At 61.0% G+C, this 21,999-nt stretch carries 26 protein-coding genes and 2 rRNA genes; 9 read left to right on the forward strand and 19 right to left on the reverse strand.

The features are described from left to right. The 4 genes from FZZ85_RS09215 to FZZ85_RS09230 form a co-directional block, all read left to right on the forward strand. Window positions 1–104, forward strand: a 23S ribosomal RNA gene (locus FZZ85_RS09215); the annotation flags it as partial. Between the two features lie 109 nt (window positions 105–213). Further along, a 5S ribosomal RNA gene (gene rrf / locus FZZ85_RS09220) occupies window positions 214–330 on the forward strand. Between the two features lie 130 nt (window positions 331–460). After that, window positions 461–1,393 carry a YihY/virulence factor BrkB family protein gene (locus FZZ85_RS09225; protein ID WP_226414410.1) on the forward strand — a complete coding sequence of 311 codons (933 nt, stop codon included), beginning with the start codon at window positions 461–463 and terminating at the stop codon, window positions 1,391–1,393. A gap of 53 nt (window positions 1,394–1,446) precedes the next feature. Then, window positions 1,447–1,797: a hypothetical protein gene (locus tag FZZ85_RS09230; RefSeq protein WP_226414413.1), complete on the forward strand. Its 351-nt coding sequence runs from the start codon at window positions 1,447–1,449 to the stop codon at window positions 1,795–1,797. Here FZZ85_RS09230 and FZZ85_RS09235 read toward each other — a convergent pair. The 8 genes from FZZ85_RS09235 to FZZ85_RS09270 all read right to left on the reverse strand — a co-directional run bounded on the left by FZZ85_RS09235 (window position 1,773) and on the right by FZZ85_RS09270 (window position 7,479). Continuing rightward, the gene (locus FZZ85_RS09235) at window positions 1,773–2,126 is read right to left on the reverse strand and encodes a DUF2834 domain-containing protein (RefSeq protein ID WP_226414416.1); all 354 of its coding nucleotides are present in this window, start codon (window positions 2,124–2,126) and stop codon (window positions 1,773–1,775) included. The two genes, FZZ85_RS09230 and FZZ85_RS09235, sit on opposite strands and share 25 nt — an antisense overlap. Continuing rightward, window positions 2,119–2,388, reverse strand: a complete 270-nt coding sequence (gene xseB, locus FZZ85_RS09240; RefSeq protein ID WP_226414418.1) for an exodeoxyribonuclease VII small subunit — start codon at window positions 2,386–2,388, stop codon at window positions 2,119–2,121. Before xseB ends, FZZ85_RS09235 begins: the two co-directional genes overlap by 8 nt. Next, complete coding sequence (gene xseA / locus FZZ85_RS09245; RefSeq protein WP_226414420.1) at window positions 2,388–3,551, reverse strand: exodeoxyribonuclease VII large subunit; 1,164 nt, start codon at window positions 3,549–3,551, stop codon at window positions 2,388–2,390. Before xseA ends, xseB begins: the two co-directional genes overlap by 1 nt. Further along, a complete protein-coding gene (locus FZZ85_RS09250; protein WP_226414422.1) occupies window positions 3,541–3,744 on the reverse strand; it encodes a hypothetical protein in 204 nt (67 codons plus the stop codon). Before FZZ85_RS09250 ends, xseA begins: the two co-directional genes overlap by 11 nt. Before the next feature lie 85 nt (window positions 3,745–3,829). Then, window positions 3,830–3,970, reverse strand: a complete 141-nt coding sequence (locus tag FZZ85_RS09255) for a chlorophyll a/b-binding protein (protein ID WP_025362525.1) — start codon at window positions 3,968–3,970, stop codon at window positions 3,830–3,832. Window positions 3,971–4,071: 101 nt separating this feature from the next. Next, a complete protein-coding gene (gene hrpB / locus FZZ85_RS09260; RefSeq protein WP_226414424.1) occupies window positions 4,072–6,567 on the reverse strand; it encodes an ATP-dependent helicase HrpB in 2,496 nt (831 codons plus the stop codon). A gap of 222 nt (window positions 6,568–6,789) precedes the next feature. Continuing rightward, a complete protein-coding gene (locus FZZ85_RS09265; RefSeq protein WP_006851931.1) occupies window positions 6,790–7,173 on the reverse strand; it encodes a hypothetical protein in 384 nt (127 codons plus the stop codon). Between the two features lie 33 nt (window positions 7,174–7,206). Beyond that, complete coding sequence (locus FZZ85_RS09270; protein WP_226414426.1) at window positions 7,207–7,479, reverse strand: DUF2973 domain-containing protein; 273 nt, start codon at window positions 7,477–7,479, stop codon at window positions 7,207–7,209. Between the two features lie 138 nt (window positions 7,480–7,617). Here FZZ85_RS09270 and FZZ85_RS09275 point away from each other — a divergent pair, with 138 nt between their 5' ends. Next, a complete protein-coding gene (locus FZZ85_RS09275) occupies window positions 7,618–8,754 on the forward strand; it encodes a trypsin-like peptidase domain-containing protein (protein WP_226414428.1) in 1,137 nt (378 codons plus the stop codon). Window positions 8,755–8,764: 10 nt separating this feature from the next. Here FZZ85_RS09275 and FZZ85_RS09280 read toward each other — a convergent pair whose 3' ends face one another. Continuing rightward, window positions 8,765–8,953 carry a hypothetical protein gene (locus FZZ85_RS09280; protein WP_226414430.1) on the reverse strand — a complete coding sequence of 63 codons (189 nt, stop codon included), beginning with the start codon at window positions 8,951–8,953 and terminating at the stop codon, window positions 8,765–8,767. A gap of 113 nt (window positions 8,954–9,066) precedes the next feature. Continuing rightward, window positions 9,067–10,791 (reverse strand): ABC-F family ATP-binding cassette domain-containing protein, encoded by a 1,725-nt coding sequence (locus FZZ85_RS09285; protein ID WP_370631173.1) that lies wholly within the window; start codon window positions 10,789–10,791, stop codon window positions 9,067–9,069. A gap of 61 nt (window positions 10,792–10,852) precedes the next feature. Here FZZ85_RS09285 and FZZ85_RS09290 point away from each other — a divergent pair, with 61 nt between their 5' ends. Beyond that, window positions 10,853–11,038: a hypothetical protein gene (locus tag FZZ85_RS09290; RefSeq protein ID WP_226414557.1), complete on the forward strand. Its 186-nt coding sequence runs from the start codon at window positions 10,853–10,855 to the stop codon at window positions 11,036–11,038. Here the strand turns inward: FZZ85_RS09290 and FZZ85_RS09295 are convergent. Then, window positions 11,016–11,246 carry a hypothetical protein gene (locus FZZ85_RS09295; protein WP_226414432.1) on the reverse strand — a complete coding sequence of 77 codons (231 nt, stop codon included), beginning with the start codon at window positions 11,244–11,246 and terminating at the stop codon, window positions 11,016–11,018. The two genes, FZZ85_RS09290 and FZZ85_RS09295, sit on opposite strands and share 23 nt — an antisense overlap. A gap of 47 nt (window positions 11,247–11,293) precedes the next feature. Next, complete coding sequence (locus FZZ85_RS09300; protein WP_226414434.1) at window positions 11,294–11,593, reverse strand: hypothetical protein; 300 nt, start codon at window positions 11,591–11,593, stop codon at window positions 11,294–11,296. A 105-nt stretch (window positions 11,594–11,698) separates the two neighbouring features. On the opposite strand from FZZ85_RS09300, the gene FZZ85_RS09305 reads away from it, so the two are divergent. Then, a complete protein-coding gene (locus FZZ85_RS09305) occupies window positions 11,699–11,992 on the forward strand; it encodes a hypothetical protein (RefSeq protein ID WP_011365246.1) in 294 nt (97 codons plus the stop codon). On the opposite strand, the gene FZZ85_RS09310 is transcribed toward FZZ85_RS09305, so the two are convergent. Genes FZZ85_RS09310 through FZZ85_RS09335 form a run of 6 tightly spaced genes read right to left on the reverse strand, consistent with a single transcriptional unit; the run spans window position 11,989 to window position 19,930 of the window. After that, a complete protein-coding gene (locus FZZ85_RS09310) occupies window positions 11,989–13,128 on the reverse strand; it encodes an anhydro-N-acetylmuramic acid kinase (RefSeq protein ID WP_226414436.1) in 1,140 nt (379 codons plus the stop codon). The two genes, FZZ85_RS09305 and FZZ85_RS09310, sit on opposite strands and share 4 nt — an antisense overlap. 4 nt (window positions 13,129–13,132) lie before the next feature. After that, entirely contained in the window at window positions 13,133–13,837 is a 705-nt protein-coding gene (locus FZZ85_RS09315) for a TrkA family potassium uptake protein (protein ID WP_226414438.1), read from the reverse strand. Window positions 13,838–13,861: 24 nt separating this feature from the next. Continuing rightward, entirely contained in the window at window positions 13,862–15,277 is a 1,416-nt protein-coding gene (locus tag FZZ85_RS09320; RefSeq protein ID WP_226414440.1) for a potassium transporter TrkG, read from the reverse strand. Window positions 15,278–15,306: 29 nt separating this feature from the next. Next, window positions 15,307–17,124: an SLC13 family permease gene (locus FZZ85_RS09325; RefSeq protein WP_226414443.1), complete on the reverse strand. Its 1,818-nt coding sequence runs from the start codon at window positions 17,122–17,124 to the stop codon at window positions 15,307–15,309. Then, window positions 17,112–18,788 carry a GTPase HflX gene (hflX, locus tag FZZ85_RS09330; protein ID WP_226414446.1) on the reverse strand — a complete coding sequence of 559 codons (1,677 nt, stop codon included), beginning with the start codon at window positions 18,786–18,788 and terminating at the stop codon, window positions 17,112–17,114. Before hflX ends, FZZ85_RS09325 begins: the two co-directional genes overlap by 13 nt. Beyond that, entirely contained in the window at window positions 18,785–19,930 is a 1,146-nt protein-coding gene (locus FZZ85_RS09335) for an NAD(P)/FAD-dependent oxidoreductase (protein WP_226414449.1), read from the reverse strand. The genes hflX and FZZ85_RS09335 overlap by 4 nt, the downstream gene beginning before the upstream one ends. A 68-nt stretch (window positions 19,931–19,998) precedes the next feature. Here FZZ85_RS09335 and FZZ85_RS09340 point away from each other — a divergent pair, with 68 nt between their 5' ends. Together FZZ85_RS09340 and FZZ85_RS09345 are read left to right on the forward strand one after the other, a co-directional pair. Continuing rightward, window positions 19,999–20,766: a phosphoadenylyl-sulfate reductase gene (locus FZZ85_RS09340; protein ID WP_370631174.1), complete on the forward strand. Its 768-nt coding sequence runs from the start codon at window positions 19,999–20,001 to the stop codon at window positions 20,764–20,766. Next, window positions 20,767–21,492, forward strand: a complete 726-nt coding sequence (locus FZZ85_RS09345; RefSeq protein WP_226414451.1) for a type III pantothenate kinase — start codon at window positions 20,767–20,769, stop codon at window positions 21,490–21,492. On the opposite strand, the gene bcp is transcribed toward FZZ85_RS09345, so the two are convergent. Further along, complete coding sequence (gene bcp, locus FZZ85_RS09350; protein WP_226414454.1) at window positions 21,470–21,937, reverse strand: thioredoxin-dependent thiol peroxidase; 468 nt, start codon at window positions 21,935–21,937, stop codon at window positions 21,470–21,472. The two genes, FZZ85_RS09345 and bcp, sit on opposite strands and share 23 nt — an antisense overlap. Window positions 21,938–21,999 lie beyond the last annotated feature (62 nt).

Genomic DNA, 21,999 nt, shown 5'->3' on the forward strand with positions numbered 1-21,999 from the left:
GTAACCCAGTAAGGTCACGGGAAGAACACCCGTTGATAGGCTCTACGTGGAAGTCCAGTAATGGATGCAGCGGAGGAGTACTAATAGACCGAGGGCTTGACCAACATTTTGGTTCTTGCCTGAAGACTCATTTCTTTGTTAATTCAGACGTGCAGCGTTAGTTGCAGATCCTATGCAGTTCTCAGGGTTCACCCCTTGAGAATGTTTATCTATCCTGGTGTCCATGGCGGTGTGGTCCCACTCCGATCCATCCCGAACTCGGTTGTGAAACGCATCAGCGGCGACGATATTTGGGGGGTAGCCCCCTGAGAAAATAGCTCGATGCCAGGTAAAACATTCTCTTAATAGGCTGATGATGTGCTGGTTGCTGAAGCGATCAACATCACCATCCACGAAGAAGCCACCTCGTCATGAGGTGGCTTTTTTGTTGTAAGGTTTTAATGGTCTTTTGCGCTTATCTGTGCCGAGACGTTCGCTTCTTCGACGCTTAAGTGGGCAGATTTGGCAGGCCTGCCAGCGTTGGAATAACGCTGAATGTGTTGATTTAAGTGCTGCATTTGCTTATTTCGTTCTTCAGTCGTTCTTCCCACTGCTTTTAATCGCGTTGTCTATCGCTGCGCGGGTATTTGGCAAAACTGACAGTGTGGATAATGTGTTGGCCTCCGTGACGCAGGTCTTGCCGCCATCAGCAATAAGTCTGGTTGATTCAACTTTGCGTGGCTTGGTCGATCAAGGCTTCGGGGCTGGAATCCTCGGTGTTGTTGTTTTGCTTCTTACGGCTAGTAATGCCTATTTAACGCTCCAGCGTGGAGCTGATCGGCTGTGGTCCGACATTCTGCCGGAGCCATCAATTGGTTTGTCTTGGTGGCAACAGGTTGTGCAGTTTTGTAGAACGCGTGTTGAGGCTTTTCTGACGGTTTTTGCCATATCTGTTTTGATTGTTTTTCAACAGTTGGTTCTTAGCGTCGGGCAGCTTCCAGAAGAGATGCTTGGCGTCTTGGATGGGGTTATCCCTGGCTTGATGGGATTTGTGCGCTCCAGTCCCATTCTTCCCCTCGGGCGGATTCTGGTGCCCGCCTTGATCTTGTCCTTGATGGCCTGGCTGCTTCAGGTGGTGTTGCCCAGTCGTCGTGTTCCTTCGATTCCTCTCATTCCCGGCTCGTTGTTGATTGGATTTGGTTTGGCTTTTCTCAATAAAATTCTGAGTTTGAGTATTGTTTCCCTAGGCAATCGCTATCAGGCCTACGGCGTAATTGGCAGTGTTTTGGTCTTGACGCTTTGGGTCTGGTTGGTGGGTGTAATTCTTTATTTTGGCCAGTGTTTAAGTGTGGAATTGGTTGCAGTTCGTCTTGCCAAGCCTCGGCTCGGGGAACCGAACAGTGTGACGTCTTGAACTTTGATTCAATTCTGCGAAGCTGATTAAGCGGACCTTCTCCGTTGAAGCCAATGAATCGACCATCAGCAGTGTTGTGGATTGCAGTTGTTTTGCTGCTGCTGGTGCCAACCGCTGCCGGTCGTCTCATGCTTGATCTCGCCGGTGGTGTGCTGCTGGCTCTTTTGGCGCTCCCTCTGATCCTCTCGGGGCTTGGCTGGATTGGTTGGAAGCTTTTGCAGTCCAGGATGATTCGCTGTACCGCTTGCGGTTCCACCGGACTGAAGGGGGCTGGAGCATGTGCGCTCTGTGGAACGCCCTATCCGAGTGCAGAAGACAATCCTGCCAGTGCGGCAGCCCCATCTACTCCTGCCAGTGATCTCACCATTGACGTGGTCGCTCAGGACGTGGATTGCGATTCTTGAGCCTGCAGCTGTCGTTCCCGCAGGAACAAGAAAAACGGAGCAGCACAGGCGAATGCAACGCCAAAACTTAAGGGGATGGCCAGCCACCAGCCTTTGATCTTCTGACGTGGGCCTTCCACACATATCCATAACGTGACGGCACTGGCTCCCACCAGCAGGTCAGCGCTCAAGGAGCGTGAGGCGACTGTGCTGCTGGCATCGGCGATAAATCGTGCCAAATCAAAGGCCTGTCCGCCTCCTTCAGCGATGAACTCCAGGTTGGCTTTCCAGGGCAGGATCGCTCCCAACACAGCCAGAAGCAGATAGATCCAAGGCAGGGCTTTACGCATTGTTCGTGGCATTGAGGGTTGTGGGATCAAGTTCGATAATCGACTTTTCGACGCTGTCGAGCAGGTTCTGGCAACGCCTCAGATAAACCTCGCCGTGGAGAACTTTTTGCTGCAAGTCCGCCAAGGGAACATTGTCGTTCTGCAGCTCAGCAAGTAGCAGATCCAGAGCCTGCATGGCTTCTTCGTAGCTAAGGCCTTCGGCATCCTTTCGCCACACTTCGATGCGATCACGGTGTTCTTTGTTGACTTGGCGCTTGCTCATCAGGAGGTGGTGTTGGGTTCACTGCGCTGGATCTGATCGACCCGGGCCTCAAGGCTTCCGTCGCTCATTCGAATGTTGAGCTGATCACCGATCTTGACGGATTCCAGGCCTGAGATGGATTCGCCGGCTTCGTTGCTGATTAGGGCCAAGCCGCGCTTCAGCCAGCGTTCCGGTGAAAGCGCCTTGAGTAATTGGTGCTTTTGGGCAAGCCCCTGGCGTAAGCGCCTGATCTTCTCCAGTGGAGACTGTTGCTGCAGCGCAACGGCCTGATCCTGGAGCCTCTGACGCTCGCGATGGATCCTTCCCAGCAGTGCGTCTTTCAATCGGCTTTGCCGTTGCACAAGTCCCTGGCGTTCTGCCTCGCGGTCGGGCAGCAGTGCCACGATCGCCGCCGTTGGCGTGGCTGAGCGATGGTCTGCCACCAGATCGGCGACGGTGAGATCGTCCTCATGGCCCAGGCCAGTCACGACCGGTATGGGGTAGTGCGCCAGGAGGCGGCAAAGGACCTCGTTGTCGAACACTGCTAAGTCTTCTCGGCTGCCACCGCCGCGGGCGAGCACCAAAGCTTGAAGTCCCAGCTCGGTGGAGCGTTCGGCCAAGCTCTCCAGGGTGCTGATGATCATCGGAGCCACGGATCCCTGCACAGGAATCGGCACCACGAACAGTTGGGTAAGGGGCCAGCGTTCCGCCGCGGTGCGGAGCATGTCGGCCAGGGCGGAACTGGGCACGCTTGTGAGCACTGCGATGGAGGAGGGTTGGCTCGGAAGCGGCCTCTGACGCTTGGGGTCGATCACCCCTTCCTGTTCCAGCAGTTGACGCACCCGTTCAAAGTCGCGGAGCACCGTGCTGAGACTGGGGCGGATGTCCAGCGCCTGAACCGTAAGGCTGGCCCGCGCTGCCCAGAAATTGAGCTTGCCCACAACTGTGACGCCGTCCCCGTCCTTGGGCTGGTAGCTCAACTGCGCCAGTTTTGAAGCCCACACCACACCGGAAATACTGGTGGTGCCGTCGGTGAGCGTGAGCCAGAGGTGGCCCTTTTTGAGTTGAGGACGGGAGACCGTTGCCTCCAGCAAAAAACGCGGCGCAAAGCCGCGTTCCAGCAGGCTTCCGATGGCTGTGTTCAGCTCAGCAACGGAATAGGTCGGAAGACGATCAACGCTCAAGGCGGCTGTAGGCGTAACCCCAGTAAATGCAGACAACGGCCGAGATGCTTGTCAGCAGAACGCCCCAGTGCTGGTGGATTTGAGTGGCACCAATCGTGCAGATCACCAAGGCGCTGCTGAGCAGCCTTGATCCATCACGTCTGTTCTGAACGTAAAGCGGTGCCAACGACAGCCTCGGCGGAATCCTTCCCACTGTGCTGCATCAGCGGTGGCTGGTTGAGAGACAACAAAAAACCCCCCGATAGGACGGGGGGTTCTGTGAATCCGTGAATCGGAAATCAGCCGAGGCCAATCTGAGTCAGGATGCCTTGGCCGGTAAGGAGCTCGGTGCCGAGGCCGATAACAAAGCCCATCATGGCCAGGCGACCGTTCCAGGTCTCAGCGAAGTTGACGAAGCCGAAGCGTGCGTTGTCAGACATGGGTTGAATCGTTTGGATGTAGATCAATGTAACAAAGGTTGGAGTTTTGTTGCATGTGCTAAGGGCTACTCAATTGGGCATTCGCCCGTTTTTCAAGGTTGTCATCCGTCCGACCGGCGCTTGGTCCGGGACGTCGGCAGAGCTTCGCGGGGATCGTCGGGCCAGGGGTGCTTGGGGTAGCGCCCCCGCATCTCCCGGCGCACCTCCTGGTAGCTGCCTTGCCAGAAGCCTTTGAGGTCGCGCGTGCGCTGAAGGGGACGACCGGCTGGAGAGAGTAGTTCCAATGTGACGGGGATGCGGCCATTCAGCACGTGGGGGCCGTCGTCAGATCCGAACATCTCCTGCAATTTCACGGCGAGGATCACCTCATCGGCGGTGTAAAGGAGGGCCGCCTGACGGCCGGAGGGGATCGGAATGCGGCGCGGCAGCAGACCATCCAGTTGTTGCCTAAAGCTCCAGTCCAGATCGCCCCAAAGTGCTTCTTCCAAGGCTGTGACGCTGATGTCGCTCCAGCCCAGGCAGCTCTCCAGACTTGGACCAAGCCAGGTGTCAGCCTGCTCCAGCAGTGTTGTTAGATCGCGAGCAGGCCAGGGGGCGCCAATCTGTTGTTGCATCAATGCCAGCCGTTGGCGCAGCTGATGGCAGCTGTCCGTCCAGGGCAGGGCATCAAGGCTGGAACTCTTCTTCAGCTGCTCGATCAGCATGGTGCGGCAGAGCGCTGCCGCTGGCGAAGGCTGTGGTGTGCGGCTCACCACCAACGCCCCCAGTTTCAGCTGGCGTTCGGCGCGGACCCGCTGGCGGTCAGGATCCCAGCTGACCTCGTCCTGCCACTGGCCGTCCCGTTCAGCGATGTTCTGAAGAGTGCTCTGGCTGAGGGCCACTGCCATCTGGATCCGCGTGTCCCTGCCGCCCGTGTCGACCCTGGCAACGGCCAGGGCTGGACTGCCCAGGAGCGGATCCCAGGGCAGCAGCGTGGCTCCGCGGCCCTGACGCAGCTGATAGCGACCGGTCTGGTCTGGACGCTGTTGCGCCAGCCATTCCGGAAAGGCCGCCAGGATCAGATCGCCAGCATTGACAGACGCGCCTCGTGCCTGGGGTGAGGTGCCCAGTCGCTTCAGTTGGCGGCGGAGTTGCTGGCTGAGCTTTTGCAGGGATGGATGGCGCTGAATGTTGGAGAGCCGGGCCTCGAGATCGCTGCCGATTTGGCGGCGATCGAAGGGATCCCGTTCGCTGAGGATGGCCGCCAGATCGCATCCCAGCTGGGGGGCGCCCTGTTCATGGGCTTCCAGCAGCAGCATGCCGAGACGGGGGTGAACACCCAGACCGCAGATCAAACGTCCTCGCTCGCTGATGCGGCCGTCGTGCTCCAGCAGGCCGAGTTGTTGCAGTCCGTGCTGTCCCTCCCGCATGGCTGCTGCGGGGGGAGGGTCCAGCCACGGCAACTCTTCTCCTAGCCCAGCCCCCCACTGGGCCAGTTCCATCAGCACCGGCTGAGGATCTGCCAGCAGTAGTTCAGCGGGGTGAAAGGGTGGCCGTTTTTGTTGCTCTGCTGGTGACCAGAGGCGGATGCAGCGGCCCGGACACTGTCGTCCTGCCCGGCCTCTGCGCTGCTCCGCGCTGGCCAGGCTGGAGACCACCGTCTCCAGGCCCTCCATGCGGGTATTGGGGTCGTAGCGCAGTTGACGGCTGAGGCCACTGTCAATCACCAGGCGAACCCCATCGATGGTGAGGGAGCTCTCGGCAATGGCGCTGGCCAAGATGATGCTGCCGTCCTGGTTTGGCTCGCAGCGCTGCAGGGCTGAACTCTGTTGCTGCAGGGGCAGTTGACCATGCAGCGTTTGAATCTTCCAGTTCTGCAGGGAAGGGGCGGCCGTCAGGGTCTGCCTGCAGCGTTCAATCTCCGCTAGCCCCGGAAGGAAGACAAGAACGCCGCTCCCCGGCGGTTGGTCGAGGGTGTGTTGCTCGATGGCGCGTAACACCTGCTTTGGCAGGGGTTCGTCCGGCCGTGGTGGTTGGTGGTGGGTTTCCACCGGGTAACAGCGGCCCGGGCTTTCCAGCACCGTCGCTTCGGGCAGCCGTTCCCTCAGATCGGATAGATCCAGCGTGGCCGACATCAAGATCACGGCGAGATCGGGATTCAGCAGAGGTCTCGCCTCTCGCAGCAAAGCGAGGGAAAGGTCCGCATCACGCCCCCGCTCATGAAATTCATCGAAGATCACGCACCCCACCCCATCCAGCGAGGGGTCGCTCTGCAAGCGCCGCAGGAAGAGGCCGCCAGTGATCACCTCCACCTGGGTGCTGCCGGATCGTTTCTGTTCCCCGCGCACGGCGTAACCGATGCGCGCACCGATGTCTTCTCCCAGGCTCTCGGCAAGGCGGGCGGCGGCAGCTTTGGTGGCCAGCCGCCGCGGCTCAATCATCCAGATTTTCTGATGGTTTTTAAGAACGTACGGGCCTTCTGTCAGGGCTCCGATCAGCGCCAGGGGAACCCGTGTGGTCTTGCCAGCCCCAGGCGGCGCCTGGAGCAGAAGCGTTTGTCCTGGGCGGACCTCAGAGCAGATCTGCTCCAACAGGGCGTCGATCGGGAACTGGCTCAAAGCGGTGTTGCCGCTCGCTTCATGGGACGAGATTCATTAGGCCGAAAAGCGCAAGGCTGCTGATGGCGCCGACGGCGGCCAACAGCAGCACAAGCGGGCCTATGGAAACAGCAAGGGAGGCCATGAAGACTTTATTAAAGGCCGGATCGATTCCGGTCTAGCTCCCTTGTCTGTCGCGTCGCTGCATTCATTCGCACGCCTTTACAGAATTCCCGTGCTTGATCAGCGCACGTGGCGGGTCCCATCCACGGGGTGGTACTCCTCTCCAGTGAGCTCCTCAAACACGATGGCCGGGAGGCCCGTCTCGAACATGGTCTGCAGCGCTTCCTTGAGATAAGGGTTCCAGCCTCCAGTGCTCACCTGGCCGTGGCGGACGGTCCAGTCCCAGGTGCCCTGAAGGTCGCGGGGGATCCGACCTTCCCGGTCACGACGGGCCACTAAATCGAGAGATTCGACAAGCCCCACGGTGATGGGGTCCTTCCCGTAGGCCGGAGTAAGGCTCAACTCCAGGCGAACCGGATCTTCTTTCATCAGCCGAAGCCGAAACCGGGGGGGCAGCTTGAGGCCCTTGATGACCGCGGCAACGATGCGTGTTCTCTGATCCACTCAGGCGACCCCTGTCGACTCCAAGCGCCCAATTTATTCAGTGCCGGGTCCAGCGGCCGTCGAGGCTTCGTCATCTTCACCACCAAAGCGCACCGTGAGCAGGGCCTCTTCAGTAATACGTCCCTCGCTGTCCAGCAGTTCTGGGTGAACGGTTACCTGGCCTGTGCGGTCGCTAGGAGCGTTGCTGGGCACGCTGTTGATCGGACCACTGGCAGCGCGAAAACCTTTGCTCATCACGCGGAAGGCCTGCCACAACAGGGCCACGAACAGCGCTCCGTAGATGAGGGGAAACAGCGAACCGAGCATGACCCTCCGACCCAGCTGAATGTCTGCATCCTCACGCTATCGGGACCCCGGTCGCATGTGGTCACAGCTTTGACATGGAACTTGGCTTTTTGAGATCTGCTCTGCGTAGCGTCGAGGCAGCTGATCGCCCTTGAAGCTGTGGTCAAATCCCAGTCCCGCCCGCTTGTCGTCTCCGCTTTGGCGGGGGGATTGCTGGTGGCCGGCGTGTCGGCGCTTCCCTTGGCCGTTGCCCCTCAGCAGGCCGAGGCGCGCCCGGCGATCCGTCGTGACTCATTCGTGGCAGCCGCTGTGAAGCGCAGTGGTCCGGCAGTGGTCACCCTGGAGACGGCGCGGACCGTCAGTAAGTCCAGTGTTGCGGGTGTGCCGCCGGCTCTGATGCGGGACCCGTTGTTTCGCCACTTCTTTGGCATCCCACGCTCCACAGCCCCGCGCTCCGGGGTGCAGCGCGGCCAAGGCAGTGGGGTGATTTTCGATGCCAAGGGCCTGCTGCTGACCAACGCCCATGTGGTTGAGGGGGCAGATCAACTGTCCGTGGGCCTCTCCGATGGCAGAAGGGTGCCCGCCCGAGTGGTGGGAAAAGACAACCTCACCGATCTCGCTGTGGTGCGTCTTGAGGCCTCTGGGCCCTGGCCTGTTGCCCATCTGGGGAATTCCGACCGGCTCAGCGTGGGCGACTGGGCGATTGCCGTCGGCAATCCCTATGGGCTGGAAAGCACGGTGACCCTGGGAATCATCAGCAACCTCAATCGCAATGTTGCCCAGCTGGGAATTTCCGGCAAACGTCTTGATCTGATTCAGACCGACGCGGCGATCAATCCCGGCAACTCGGGCGGGCCACTGCTCAATGCCGATGGTGAAGTGATCGGCATCAACACCTTGGTCCGATCCGGGCCTGGGGCAGGGCTGGGCTTTGCCATCCCGATCAATCGCGCTCGAACCATTGCCCAGCAGCTCGTGTCCAGCGGTAAGGCCCGTCATCCTGTGATTGGCATCCGTCTGTCGCCGGTGCCTCGGCCCACTCCCACATCCCATGTACCTCCAGGTGCGGTGATTCGCGCGGTCCAGCCTGGAGGGCCAGCGGACCGCGCCGGGCTCAAGGTTGATGATGTGATCACGCGATTTGATGGTCAGGCTGTCGCTGACCCTGCTGCGGTGGTCAGTGCCATTGAACGTCGCGGTGTCGGTGGAACGGTTGTGCTGGAGGTGGAGCGTGGTCAGGAGCTGGTCACGATTGACGTCAAGCCGGTCGATTTATCGGCCTTGACTCCCGGCTGATGCTGCGGGCTTAGGCCTCGTCGGCGTCCCTCAGTTGTTCAACGCATTGGGTGATGCACTCGCCATCGTCGAGCGAGCAGGTGGTGATGCACTGGAAATAGGTTTCCACCGCGTCCCAGGTCTGTTCATGGGGTGCCGGGCCTGGTGCTGATGAACCGCCAACGGCTGCGCTGTTGCTTGGGCCGGAAACCATGTTCATCGTTGCTGCGGTTCAGTTTTGTCAGCTTATGCAGACGAAAACTGCAGGTAAAGAGAAATAAGTCTTCCTGCCTAAGGCTGTGTGAAGTTTTCGTTGCTGCGGTCTGATCTCAGTCAGGCCGCCTTTTTACGTCGGGCATCTCGGGCTTTCTGCTTTTCTTTGTTGGCTTTCCGCTTGGCCTCTCGTTCCACAGCCAGTTCTTTCTCCTTGGCTTCAGCTCTTTCCTCTTCTTTTTTCTCGAGGTAGTAGTTGTAACCCCCCCTGTACATCACCAGTTCGCCCTCTCGCAGTTCGACAATCCGGTTGGCCACGCGGGAGATGAAATAGCGGTCATGGGAGACCAGCAGCGCGGCTCCTTCGTAGGCCATCAAGGCGTCCTCGAGCATCTGCTTGGCCGGGATGTCGAGGTGATTGGTGGGCTCATCCAGGACCAGAAGATTGCAGGGGGTGAGCAGCATCAGCGCCAGTGCTAGTCGGGCTTTCTCGCCTCCGCTGAGCTTCCCGACCTCCTTGAACACCGTGTCGTTGCTGAAGCAGAAGCTGCCCAGCAGCGAACGAACCTGGGTCTGGGTCCAATCGGGAACCGCTTCATACATCGTGTCGATCACGGTCTTGGACAGATCCAGGGCTTCGGCCTGGTTCTGTTCGAAGTAGCCCGCAATCACGTTGTGCTCCCCAAGCCTGGCACTGCCTTCATCGGGGGGTTCTACACCCATCACCAGGCGCAGCAGGGTGGACTTGCCCGCACCATTGGGGCCGACGAAGGCGATGCGGTCACCCCGCTCAACCTCCAGTTCAGCCCCCAGGAACAGGATCTTGTCTCCGTAGCTGTGGGTGACGTTGTCGATCAGGGCGACCTGAGCTCCAGAGCGCGGAGCGGGCGGGAACTGAAAACTCGGCCCTGCCACGGATTCGCTCGGTGCCTCCACCCGTTCAACCTTTTCCAGTTGCTTCTCTCGGCTTTTGGCTTGGGTGCTGCGGGTAGCGCTGGCACGAAAACGATCGATATAGGCCTGTTGGGTGGCGATGTCTTTCTGCTGGCGTTCGAAGGCCGCCTGCGTGGCCTCCCGTTCCATTTGTTTCTGTTCCAGGTGGGCGGTGTAGTTCCCCAGATAGCTGCGGGACACCCCCCTCTCGGTAGAGACAATCTGATTGCAGACCCGGTCGAGGAAGGTGCGGTCGTGGCTGATGACGACGAGGGCAGCGCTCTGCTCCAGCAGGTAGTTCTCCAGCCACTGGATGGTCTCGACATCCAGATGGTTGGTCGGTTCGTCCAGCAGCAGCAGATCCGGTTCCTGCAGCAGGATTTTCCCTAGGGCGATTCGCATCTGCCAGCCCCCGGAATAGTCCTTCACCTGCAGCTCAGCGCCCTCCGGAGTGAATCCGATCGTGGGCAGGAGCTTGTCGATGCGGGCATCGAGTTCGTAGCCATGTAGTGCTTCGAAGCGGCTCTGCAGCTGTCCAAGTTGTTGGATCAGCTGGTCCAGATGATCGGGATCTTCAGCAGCGCGTTCCGACCCCATGGCTTCTTCCACCTGCTGTTGCCGGTTCATCACCTCGGCGGCTTCGCCGAAGGCTTGAAACAGTTCCTGGCGCACGGTGCGCTCCAGGTCCACGTCGAATTCCTGCTGGAGGTAGGCGATGCGGGGCTCCCCTTGCCGAACCACCTGGCCGCTGGTGGGCTCTTCGTGCCCGGCAATCAGACGCATCTGGGTGGACTTGCCGGCGCCGTTCACCCCCACCAGGCCGATCCTGTCTCCGGGTTTTACCTCCCAGGTCACGGCCCGGAGCACTTCCCCAGTCGGGTAGATCTTGCTGACGTTTTCGAGTCGCAGCACCGGCGGAAGGCGTGATGCCCCCCATCATCCCTGTCGGCAAACTGGTGATGGTTCCCGGAGGATGGTCGCCATGCTGAAACTTGAGCAGCTGGCCGCTCTCTTGGTGGCCGCAGGCTTGGCGATCGTGAGTTATTTGCTCTTTTTCAGTTGGGCCGGAGGTGGCGGATACGAACGCCGTCAGCGCACTGAGCCCCAGGCGTTGCTGTCATTCGAAGCTGCAGAGTTCAAAGACCGCCTCTCGCCTTGACCAGCCAGCGTTGGCTGTCTTCATCTTCGAGGCTGGCCAGATGCTCCCGCACCTCTTGGGTTGTGACGGGTAGCCCCAGTTGGTCGCCCAGGCTGCAGATGCTGGCCATGGCGCCGTTGGGATCTTGCAGCGCCTGACGGAACAGCGCCTGGGTCTGCTCCGGATTGCTACTGATTCGGGTGTACAGCTCTGCGGCGTTGGAAGCCATCGCGATCTGAGCAACTGCTCAAACGCTATTCAGTGCTGAAGGTCTTGTCAGGCGGCTTGTTCGATGCCGTCATCCTGCTGCCCCAAGGCCGATGCGTCCTTCATGCTGCGGGCATCCATGCAGAGCACCTTGCGCAGTTGGGCGTAGTTGGCGGCCTGGGTGCCGCGTCCTTCTTGGGAGGCGCTGTATTCGGCCCGTTGCAACACATGGTGCAGGTGGGTCAGCAGATAGGTGCTGATCACGGCTGATACCAGCACGTCGCTGTTTTCAGCGCTGCGACGGGGACGTCGGGACTGAGCGCGGGAGCCGGCTGGACTGCGACGGGAGCGTGGTGAGGCTTGTGTCATGGGGTACTCCGAGGAGGACCAATGCCCCCACCATAGTCATGGATACTATCCTTGACCATCTCTGTACACTTTTTAGTAGCAGAGCCTCTTCTTGGGGATCCGGTCGTGCCCACCCGTCAGACCTCATCCAGTGGGAAGCCCAAGTCCCCGAGAATTCAGGTGGTTCTGCCTGAGGACCTCTGCGCGCGTCTCACGGCGATGGCGGAGCTGGAATCCCGCACGGTGAGCAACATGGCGCGGGTTCTCATCCAGCAGGGTGTGCAACGCCATGAGCAGGAGTTGGAGGCGTCCGCACCGGCCCCGACCCGAGAGGAGCGCCTGCGGTCCGCCTTGGAATCACAGCAGCCACGCCGTCTGCGGGGCGCGCCCAGGCGCTTGCGCCTGCACCGGCCTGGTTAGGCCGGATTCACCTGCACGCCGAGCACGGCTTCCCGACTGGCTCCGGTGACGGCGGGCACATTGCCGGGATGCCCTTTGTGGTGCCACCAGGCCAATAACGCGAATACAAGGGCTTCTCGGGCTTCAGTCGGCACCCCCAGCCTGCTGCTCTCGTCCAGCCGCAAGCCTCGGCAGCGCCGCCGCAGCTCATCAATCAACACGGGGTTTTGGCTGCCACCTCCAGCTGTGATCATTTCGATTGGTGCGATGCCACGTCTTTGGCGCAGGTGCTCAAGATCCTGGGCAACTACAGCAGCGGGAAAGGCAGTCAGGGTTGCGATGGCGTCTGTCGCTGAGGCTCCATCGAGCTGACGCAGGCGCCGGGTGAGGTCGTCCTGCCCGAAACACTCCCGTCCCGTGGATTTCGGTGGTGTCAGCTGGAAGTAATCCTCTTGAAGCCAGCGCTGGATCCAGCCCTCATCCGCACGGCCCTGCGCTGCCATCACTCCACCCTTGTCGAAGGGTTGGGCTCCATTGGTGAAGTGGCGCATGCCCAGGTCGATCAGGCTGTTGGCTGGTCCGCAGTCCCATCCCAAGACAGCGCTATGGCGGTCGCTCCCACTGCCGGGGGGGATCAGGGTGAGGTTGGCAATGCCGCCCAGGTTCAGTAGTGCCCGCCAGCCCTGCGTGTGTCCCAGCAGCGCCGCATCGGCCCGAGGCACGAGCGGTGCTCCCTGCCCTCCAAGCACCAGATCAGCCGCGCGGAAGTCATGGACCACTGGCCTTTGCAGCAGATGGGCCAGCAGTGGGGCCTGCAGCATCTGCCAGCTGCCCCCCCCTGCCCCTTGGGCCGGGGGGCGGTGCCAGACGGTTTGGCCATGGCAGCCGATCAGCTCAGCTTGTGCACCCGGGTCGCAGGCCAGTGCCGCGTCGGCTTGCACCTCCGTGATGGCTTCCGCCAGCTCCAGCCAGACGGCAGCCGGCATCGGTGCGCCCTGGCCGGCTGCCACCACCTCTTGCTGCAGTTGGAGCGGATAGGGCTGATGGTGGTGGTGAAGCAGGGACCACTGAGGACGCTGGGATGGGCCGTCGAAGCGCGCCAGCACAGCATCGACACCGTCAGCACTGGTTCCGCTCATCAGCCCGAGGCAGTGCATCGGCTCAGTTTTTCGGGAGCCGTTGCAGGTCGTCCACCAGTCCCATCACCACCAGCAGATGCCCCTCCTCCAGCACGTGGGATGCCGGTGGGTTGACCATCAGGCTGCTTTGTGGTCCTGCCGCCAGCACGTTGACCCTGAAGTTTTTGCGCAAATTCAGATCCCTGAGCGAGCGTCCCACAAACGGTTCTGGAACCTTGATCTCCTCGATGCAGTGCTGTTCATCCAGGGCTAGCCGCTCCATCAGGTTGGGGCGCACCAGTTCAAGCCCCAGGCGCTCGCCCTGCATTCGCGAGGGAAAGATCACCCTGTCGGCCCCCACCCGCTTCAGCATTTTTTCGTGGAGGTCACTCGTTGCCCTCGCGATCACCTGGCGCACGCGGCTCCCCTCGCTGTCTTTGGCGATCAAGGTCGCGGTGATGCTGGCCTCGATCGGTTCACTGATTGCCACCACGACGGTACCCATTTCAAGCACGCCGGCTTCCCGCAGGGCCTCTTCGTCGGTGCAGTCCACGACGCGGGCCTCCACGCTGGGCTCCACTTGACGCAGTTCATCCACCGCACGCTCTGAACGGTCCACGGCCAGCACATCCGCTCCGTTCTGAAGCAGTTCCCGGCATACGGCGATGCCGAAACGGCCTACGCCGATGATCGCGAAGCCGAGGCGATCACTACCCTGGACGGGACTCCACTGCCACCACTCCTTCATCGCTGCCTCCCCCGCTGATCGCGCTCAGACATACAGATCCTCGCTGGGGTAACCGACTCGATTCTGGCGATTGATCTGGATTTGTTCCTGAGTCATCGCTTCCCAGATCGCACTCAGCAGCAACAGGATCCCCAGTCGTCCCACAAACATTCCCACCATCAGCACCGCTTGGCCGAAACGGGGGAGTTCAACGGTCACCCCCAGATCCAGGCCCACCGTGGCAAAGGCGGAGATGCAGGTGAACAGCATTTCCATAAAGGTGAACGAATCCTTGCCGTTCAAATTGCTAGCGATGCTGATCAGCATTGCCATGGCCATCACGAACAGCAGGGAGCCCACCGTGATGCCGACGGCCCGCAGCACCACCTTGTCGCTGATGCTTCTGTTGCGGATCACCACCACCTCCCGGCCCCGCAAGGTGGAGCGGGTGGCCGCCATCAAGGCCGCCACGGTGGTGGTCTTAATCCCACCACCGGTGCCGCCGGGGCTGGCCCCGATGAACATCAGCACCATCAGCAGTAGGAGGCTGGATTCGGTGACGGTGTCGAGCGAGAGCGGAACGGTGCTGAAGCCGGCTGTGCGTGCCGTGATGGATTTGAACAGTGCTGTGAGCCATCGCTCAGACAAGGGCATGCCTGCGAAGATCTCGCCTTGGTTCAACCATTCCGTTAGGGCCAGCCCTCCTGCTCCGAAGGCGATCAAAAGCATAGTGGTGCGCAACACAAGGCGGGAGTGCAGGCTCAGCCGCCGCCGGCCTCGCCGTCTGCGCAGCAGCTGCGTGCTCAGATCGCTGGTGACACGCCACCCCAGGCCACCGGCCACGATCAGCAGCATCACCACGGCATTCACAACGCCATTGCTGCGGTAGTGCTCGAGGCTGTTGCTCCAGAGTCCGAATCCCGCGTTGTTGTACGCAGAGATGCTGTGGAACACCGCAGCCCAGAGGCGTTCGGCGTGGTTGGGGATGTCATCGAACCCGAAGTGATAAAGGATCACGGCCCCCAGCAGAATCACCAGCGTCGCCGTCAGGGCAATGCCACGAAATGTGCGCCCAACGCCCCCCACGCCGAATTCATCCAGGGCCTGGCCCCGGTCCAGTCGGCGCCGCAGGGCTGTTCCCTGCACCACAAAGCCCTGCAAAAACGTGGTGATGGCCATCAAGCCAAGGCCCCCCGCCAGGATCATCAGAGCCAGCACCACCTGACCAAAGGTCGTGAGATCGGTGCCGATGTCGATGATCGACAGCCCCGTCACGGTGATGGCGGATGTGGCTGTGAACAGAGCTTCCCAAAGCCCAACGCGGCTTGAGGAGCACAGCGGAGTGGCCAAAAGCAGTGTGCCGATCAGCACTACCAGCAAGCCAGTCACCACGGTGAACTGGGGAACCGTGAGCCGACGATGCCAGCCCTGGCTGCGTTCGATGACCCTTCCGATCGGCACAGGCGCGCGCGAGATCTGACCAGTGTTGTTCAGGATCCGCCGTAATGCCAGAGGATCAAGGCCGGCACGAGGATGGTCATGATGACCGTGAGGCCAAGTCCGTAGCGGGTGACGTCCAGAAAGCGATAACGGCCTGGGCCGAACACCATCAAATTGGTCTGATACCCGACGGGGGTGAGAAAGGACTGACTGGCCCCGAACAGCACTGTGATCAGCAAGGCGGTGGGCGACAGCTGCAGGGACGGTGCCAGTTGCACCGCTACAGGCGCCAGCAGGGCCACCGAGGCCGCATTGCTCATCACCTGCGTCAACAGCGTGGTGCCGATGAAGACCACCATCAAAGCGGCATAGCTCGGCCAGCCCGTCAGCCCCTGCTTAAGCACAAGGGCTAGGGCATCGGCCAGGCCCGTGTTCTGCATGGCAACACTGAAACTGGTCAGGGATCCCAGCAGCAGGATCACGTCCAGCCGAATTGAGCGCTGCAGTTCACCAAGGCGAAGGCAGCCGGTAGCCACCACACTCACCATGGCCAACAGCACCGCTGCTACCAGTGGGATGGGGGTGAGAGTTGGCAGCATCAGCATCGCCAGGGCGATGCTGACGGCCACGGGCTTGCGCCGCACGGTGGGCAGGTCATCCTCAAGGCGATCCAGCACCAACAGGTCGTTGCTGGCCTGCAAACCGCGGATGGAGTCGATTGGTGCCTGCAGTAGCAGCACATCGCCTTCCCTCAGGATCACCTGGCCGAGGCGTTCTTGAACGGTCTCCTGGCCGCGGCGCAGGGCGAGAACCGTGGCGTTGTGCCGCTGCCGGAACCGTAGTTCCCGCAAACTGGCACCGGCCAAGGTAGAGCCAGCAGGCAACAGAACCTCCACGGTTTTTTGTCCACTGGCCTCTTCGGTGTTCAGGCTGAAACCAGCGTTCTGCCCCTGGGTTGTGAGCTGAACTGTGTGATCTTGCTGGAGCCGCAGCAGATCAAGGCGGGTGACCCGCAACAGCAGATGATCGCCGGCCTCAAGACGACGGTCAGCCAGGGGTGGGAGGAGTCGCTCTCCACCGCGCTGTAGTTCCAGCACGTCAACGTCGAAACGACGTTGCAATCGACTGTTCAGGAGGGAGCTGCCCACCAGCTCCGACTCGGGTGGGATGCGCACTTCGGTGCAGTAGCTGCTGGTCTTGGGGTTGCCGCCGAGGTCATCCGTGCTGGCACCTCGGTCCGGCAACAGCACCCTTGGAGCCAACATTAGATAGATGGCCCCTGCCAGCCAGACCGGCAGGCTGATCAGGGTGAAGCTGAAAAGATCGAGGGAGCCATAGCCCAGCTGTTCGCTGATGTCGCTCACCAGCAGATTCACAGAGCTTCCCAGCAGGGTGAGGGTGCCCCCCAGCACCGTGGAAAACGACAACGGCAACAGCACACGGGATGGCGAAATGCCGCGCCTTTGGCACCAGCCCTCCACCACGGGTAGCAGCGATGCCACCACGGGTGTGTTGGGAACAATTCCTGACACCGGGGCAATCACGAAGGCCATCAGCGCGATCAGACGCCGCGAAGACCGGATCCGTTCTGAGGCGATCAGATCTCTGAGTCGATCCAGGGCACCGCTTTTGAACAGTGCTGCGGAGACCGGGAACAGGCCCAACAGAGTGACCAGTGCAGGACTGCCGAACCCCGCCAGGGCCTCCTGGGGATTGAGCACCCCGGTGGCGATCAACAGGCTCAAACTCAGCAACCCGGTGAGCTCTGGTGCAATCAACCCGGTGATGAACAGCACCACTGCCAGAGCCAATACCGCCAGGGTGATCAACGCCTGAGGGTTCTGAAGAGCGATGCTCAGCTCTGCCATGGCGGCGAGTCGCCGGTCGTCAATTGTTGCGATTCTGCCCCGGGATCAAAAAATTGCTCCCGCAGCCACTGTTTTAGGCCCTGCAGCCCATCCCCCCGCACCGCCGACAGAAACAGGGCGTCGGGTTCCCGCTGATGAATCATCTCGATCTCAGTTGCTTCACAGCGGTCGATTTGATTGGCGATCACCCGTCGGAGGGCGGTGCTGCCAAGCTCATCGAGCAGCCGATGCACCGTGTCCAGGTGGCCCTGCCAGTCGGGGTCAGCCAGGTCGACCACCAGCAGAAGCACATCGGCATCCAGCGCCTCCTCCAGCGTGGCGCGGAAGGCTTCCACCAGTGGGGCGGGGAGATCGCGGATGAAGCCCACCGTGTCGGTGAGCAGTAACCGTTCGGGGCGTGCCCCAAGGCAGGGAAGGTCGAGTTTGCGGGTGGTGGGGTCCAGGGTCGCGAACAACTTGTTCTCCGCCAGAACGCGATCACTGACCCGTTTGCCGCACAAGGCATTGAGCAGGCTGGATTTGCCCGCATTGGTGTAGCCCACAAGTGCTACCCGCGGCAGATCACGCCGCTGATCCCGTAAGCGGATGCGGTGGGATTGAAGTTGGCGTTGATCCCGAAGCAGTCGTTCGATGCGCCGGCTGATGGCTCTTCGGTCTTTTTCCAGCTGTGTTTCCCCTGGACCGCGCGTGCCGATGCCGCCGCCCAGCCGCGACAGGCTGCTGCCCCGCCCCAGTAGGCGCGGCAACTGGTAGCGCAGCTGAGCCAGTTCCACCTGAAGCCGCCCTGCAGCACTGCCGGCCCGCTGGGCAAAGATGTCGAGGATCAATTCGCTGCGGTCGGAGACAGGGCAGCTGAGTAGCCGTTCGAGATTGCGGGCCTGCACGGGGGTGAGCTCCCGGTCGGTGATCACCAGGGAGGCCTGGCAGCGGCGGATCTCGAGCGCAGCTTCCTGAAGTTTTCCAGAGCCCCAGAGCGTTTGGGGATTGGTTTGGCCCCGGCGCTGGCTGGTCCGGGCCACTGGTTCGGCGCCGGCACTGCGCACCAAGCCTTCCAGCTCAGCCAGATCCCGCTGGTCGCGCTGTTCATCGCCACTGGTGAGCGTGAGCAGAAGCACCCGCTCGACTCCGGTCGTGGCACTGATGCTTTGGGGATGGGGTTCGTCCGGTATAAGAACGCAAAGATCCCGTAGGTCGCCTTGTTCAAACGATCTCCAGCCATCGGCTTGAGACGGGTCAGGGATCAACAGTTCGGCCGGGCGAGCTCCATCGCCTCCCGGGCAGGGTGCAAAGCGCAGCCAGTGCCGAGGAGCTATGTCAAGGGCGACTACGGCGTCGCGGGGATCTGAGTGCAGCCCTTTGCGGGCGAAAGGGCAGCTGATCAGTCGCCATCCCCCGCTGCTCCGCCGCGGCGCAGCCGGCAGATGCTGCAGCAGCGAATCGCTACCGGTGAGAGGCCCCAGCCAGAGCAGGCGGCAGAGGCCGCGGCCGTCCAGCACCAGATGTAATGCCATCTCCAGATCCAGCACCAGGTCGGCTAAGCGTTCGAGGCTCAGCAGATCGGCGCCGCAGTCTTCGGGATGACGGCGATGGCTCAACCGCTCCAGCTGCCGTTGCTGGCTGGGGCGCAGACCACGGCAACGCCCGCCGAGGTGGGATTGCTTCAACGGTTCAACAACCAGGCGCCTGCCGAGCGCAGACCCAGAGAGAGCCCTGGCAGGCGCGTTAGATACGTGGCCCGTCGCAACTGGAAGGCCAGGGGGCCAGCCAGGGTGAGCCCCATGCCGGTGAGGGTGGCGTCACCGACACCGAGGCTGAGCATTTCGCCTCGGTCCTCGAACTGAAAGGGTTGCGGCTCTTCCTCCACCCGCAGCTTTGCGATGGCTGCGGCAGTGGCATCGCCTTGCTGCATCGCCACCTGGGCGCTGGCGGGCCATGGGCTGCCTGGTCGGGCTGAGAGATCCCCGAGGGCGAACGTGTTGGCACAGCCCACCAGGCGCAGGTCATCGTCAACGGCCAGACGCCCTCGTTCCAGCACAGGTGTGGGTGAGATGGCAGGGATGTAGGGGCTGCTCCCTGCGGTCCAGACCAAGCCTGAATGACGCAGAACAGCACCATCGGCAAGAACAGCATTGTTGGACTTCACTTCGCTCACGCTGGTGTTCAGTTGGACGACCACCCCTTTGCGTTCCAGCGCGGCCTGGGCCCGCTCCCGATTGAACGCTGTGCTGCCGGGGAGGATTTCATCGCCCATCTCCACGAGTCGAATGCTGGCAGCACCGTCGATCAGATCTGCCAGCTTGCAGGCCAGTTCCACTCCGGTGGGTCCCGCGCCAACAATGATCAGACCGGCATCCTCAGCCCGTTGCTGTTGCAGGTTGTTGAGCCATTGCTTGAGCCGCCTCACATCGTTGAGGTCACGGAAGCCGGAGCTGTGTTCTTTGACGCCTGGAATGCCGAAATCATTGGGTTTCGAGCCCGTCGCCAGCACCAGTTGTGACCAGCTCAAGCTGTCCCCGGCTTCCAATTCGATGCTCTGGCTTATTTGATCGATGCCAACAACGCTGTCCTTGATCCAGCAGATGCCGTTGTTCAGCAGTTGGTCGTAGCGAGGGGCCACCTCCCAGCTGTGAAGTTCATCGCTGAGCAGTTCGTACAGCAGCGGTTGAAACAGAAAGCGATCCCGCGGTTCGATCAGAACGATGGGGCAGTTGGGCTGCCGTCGCTGAAGAGCAAGTGCTGTGAACAGTCCTCCGAATCCACCGCCAACGATCACCACGGCATCCGATGGGGACGAGGGTGAACGCATGAAAGGAGCCGCCGGTTTTTCAAACGATAGGAACGACACCCTGCCCCACGGCAGGAGAAGATGGCTTGATGACGGAGGTTCCTGAGGCCATGGTGCCCATGGAGGTACAAAACGAGTTACTCGAAGGGCGCAAGCTGCTGGAGGCGATGGAACCGCAGCAGCGTCTGGCCTGGGGATTGGAGCAGTTCGGTGAGAATTTCGCTCTCACCACGAGTTTCGGGATCCAATCCGCTGTGCTTCTGCACATGTTGAGCACCCTCCCAGGGGGTAATACGGTGCCGGTGATCTGGATCGATACCGGTTATCTGCCTCCAGAGACCTACACCTACGCCGCTCAACTCACCCAGCAGCTCAGGATTCGTCTGGTGGTGAGTCAGAGCGAGATGTCCCCGGCTCGGATGGAGGCCCTGCACGGGCGGCTTTGGGAGTCCGGTCGCGTGGAAGACCTGGAGACCTATCACCGGATCCGCAAGGTTGAACCACTGGAGCGAGCGCTCAACGACCTGAACACGCGCTGCTGGGCCAGCGGCGTGCGGCGTGGTCAGACCGATCACCGCCGCTCGATGACCGCTTTGGATCGGATTCGGGAGCGTTGGTCATTGCGCCCCCTGCTCGAGTGGACAAAGCGCGATGTGTACTACTACATGCAGGAGAACAATCTTCCCCAGCATCCGTTGTTTGAGCAGGGTTATTCCACGGTCGGCGACTGGCATTCCAGTGGTCCTGATGTGGGCGATCTGAGTGGTCGTGACACTCGATTTGGTGGTTTGAAGCAGGAGTGTGGAATTCATCTGCCCCAGGAGGTGAATGAAGGGCTGATGGGTGAAGGCATCTAAGTGACAGGGGCTACACGGGGCGGAGACCGCGTTCTGCTGATTGGTAACAGCCGTTGGCATTGGGCCCAGCGGCAAGCCCACGTTGTTCGCGTGGATCATGGGTCTCCAGACCCTGGTCGCATCGGGACCAACCCTCCGGTCTGGGCGGCGGTGGGGCCGGTGCCTGAGCCGCTTATGGCATACCAGGATCTGCGCATTCGCCTCGAGGATGTGCCCTTGCCCAAGGCTCCCCCGTGGTTGGGGGTGGACCGCGCTCTCGGGGCATGGATGGCCTGGCGCTGCAGTCAGGAGCAACAGCTCGACTGTTCCAAGGGCTTGCTGCTGGTGGATGCCGGCACTGTGTTGAGCCTCACCCGGGTGACGGCGGATGGTTGTTTTGGAGGCGGTCAGCTGATCCCGGGCTATCGGCTCCAGCTCCAGGCGATGGCCGAGGGAACCCTCGGTTTGCCATCAACCCCTGAGCATCCCAATAACGACGCTCTGCAAGAGGCTTTTCCGCAACAAACTGTGGCCGCCATGCAGCGCGGTGTGCTGGAGGGGATGCTGGCCTCAATTGCAGCGGCACAACAGCATGCCCAAGGCTTGCTGTGGATCTGCGGTGGTGACGCTGCCCTGTTGAAGAAACATTGGTCCGGTGCAACGGAGTTGTTGCAGCTGGAGGGTGATCTTCAATTGCAAGCACTGCTGAGCCTGGGTTCTGGGCTCAGCTCAGGCCGAGATCGCTGATAAGCGTGTCGGCCATGGTGGCTGCTTTCACTTTGAGATAAATCCGCTCGAGTTTTCCCTCTTCATCAATCAGGAAGGTGTGGCGCATCATTCCCATGTATTCGCGCCCCATGAACTTCTTCAGCCCATAGCTCTCATAGAGACTGGCGACGGCACAGGGCTCCTCATCGGTGAGCAGGGTGAAGGGAAGTTCGTGCTTGTTGATGAATTTGTTGTGGGAGGTGGCTCCGTCCTTGCTGATGCCCAGAACGGTGATGTTGTTTGCTTTCAGTTGCTCCCACCGGTCGCGGAAGTTGCAGGCTTCTTTGGTGCAGCCCGGGGTGTCGTCCTTGGGATAGAAGTACAGAACAACCTTCTTCCCGCGCAGTGAAGCGAGGCTTATGGAATCACCGTTTTGATCGGGAAGGGTGAATTCGGGGGCGGCGTCGCCGATTTGCAGACTCACGGAAAAGTCTTGTTCAGTGGCTGCAGCGTACGGCCATCAGGACAAGACTCTCCGTGCTTCCT

It is taken from the genome of Synechococcus sp. MU1642 (assembly GCF_020514115.1).
Taxonomy (GTDB): Bacteria; Cyanobacteriota; Cyanobacteriia; order PCC-6307; family Cyanobiaceae; genus Parasynechococcus.